This is a genomic window from Phenylobacterium sp. (genome assembly GCF_030651755.1).
Taxonomy (GTDB): domain Bacteria; phylum Pseudomonadota; class Alphaproteobacteria; order Caulobacterales; family Caulobacteraceae; genus Phenylobacterium.
In genome coordinates, this window is record NZ_JAUSBZ010000055.1 from 1 (window position 1) to 1,224 (window position 1,224).

1 protein-coding gene and 1 pseudogene are annotated in these 1,224 nt (G+C 64.7%); one reads left to right on the forward strand and one right to left on the reverse strand.

Translation table 11 applies throughout. From position 1 onward, the window contains the following. Nucleotides 1–547 (forward strand): annotated as a pseudogene (locus Q7V15_RS05645) (hypothetical protein); the annotation flags it as partial. Here Q7V15_RS05645 and Q7V15_RS05650 read toward each other — a convergent pair. Further along, entirely contained in the window at nt 497–982 is a 486-nt protein-coding gene (locus Q7V15_RS05650; RefSeq protein ID WP_293416858.1) for an Hsp20/alpha crystallin family protein, read from the reverse strand. The pseudogene Q7V15_RS05645 and the gene Q7V15_RS05650 sit on opposite strands and share 51 nt — an antisense overlap. Between the last annotated feature and the right edge of the window lie 242 nt (nt 983–1,224).

The following is a 1,224-nucleotide window of genomic DNA, read 5'->3' on the forward strand; positions in this document are numbered from 1 at the left end:
TTCCGGGCGACCGATCCGGCTTGCGGAGGCGATCACCGAATTCATCTCCATCGCCCGAGAAAACGCACTGACGTTGCCGCCGGACCTGCTGCTGCTCATGCGCGCTCTGGGCATCGCCGAAGGCTTGGCGAGGACGCTCGATCCCGACCTCGATGTCGTCGCCGCTATCGCGCCAGTGGTTCTCCGGGCTTTCGCATCTCGGTTTGCGCCGAAAGCGCTCGCCACCCGCGCCTTCCGGACGTTCAAGGAACTAGATCAGATCCTCGCCATCGGGCCAGAAGCGATCCGGCGCGGTATCGGGCGCATCAGCCGTGAGGGCATTGTCATCCAGGTCTCAAGTTCAGACCTGGCCGAGTTGCCGCGAGCGGTCAGACGGGCCGCCGATACCCTGTCGCTCGGGATCGTGGTCGCGGCCCTTATCGTCGCTGCCGCCGTCGTCATCGTCGCGAAGGACGATCAGGCCGCCGCGGTCGCTCGGATCGCCATCGTCATCCTGTCAGGCGTGGGCCTGGCCGCCTTCGTGAGTCGCCTGTTCCGGCGGGATTGAGGTTTCGCGCACGGGAACACGTCTTGCTTCCCCGCGCACCCACGCGGCCTTGATCATTCTCACGGTCAGAACGCCGTCTTCGAGGGTCGCCGTCACCTCGTCGGGATCGACCGGCTCCGGGAGATCGACGCTCAGGTCGAACGGACGCCCAATGTTCCCGGACCGCCCTAGACGGCCGGCCGCTCGCAGACGCAAACGCGTGGGAGTGGCCTCCAGGACCATGTCGCCTATGGCATACCCAGGGGCATCGACCTCAACGGTCACGTCCTCGATCGTCTGGGCGATTGCAAAAGCCGGAACATCTCCCAAAGGAGAGCCGAGCTGGGTCTCAAGCCGGTGCCGGACACCCCTCAACCCGCGGCCGATAAGGCTGTCGTATTCAAGGGTGGCGGAATATACTTTCCGCCCCAACTTGACCGAGATGCTGCCGATCATTCGAAACTCCTGGGGAATATTCTCCGACTGAAGAGTTGGGCGCCTGATGGCGGCGAATTCAAGGCGATTAACGTCGGAACGGGTTGTTAGGCTCGCGGGAGAGCAGCGAGGGATGGCCGGGGGTTGGTCTTGCGCCGGACCTGCCCCCCAAACCTTGGACCAGGTCGGGCCGGGATTTCTCGCCGGTCAGGCGTCGGGTGGGCCATGTGTCCCGGCGCCATTCATGAGCACGGTCGGGCACT

Coding starts and splice junctions, on each gene's coding strand:
- Q7V15_RS05650 (WP_293416858.1), bottom strand. CDS start 982: ATGATCGGCAGCATCTCGGTCAAGTTGGGGCGGAAAGTATATTCCGCC.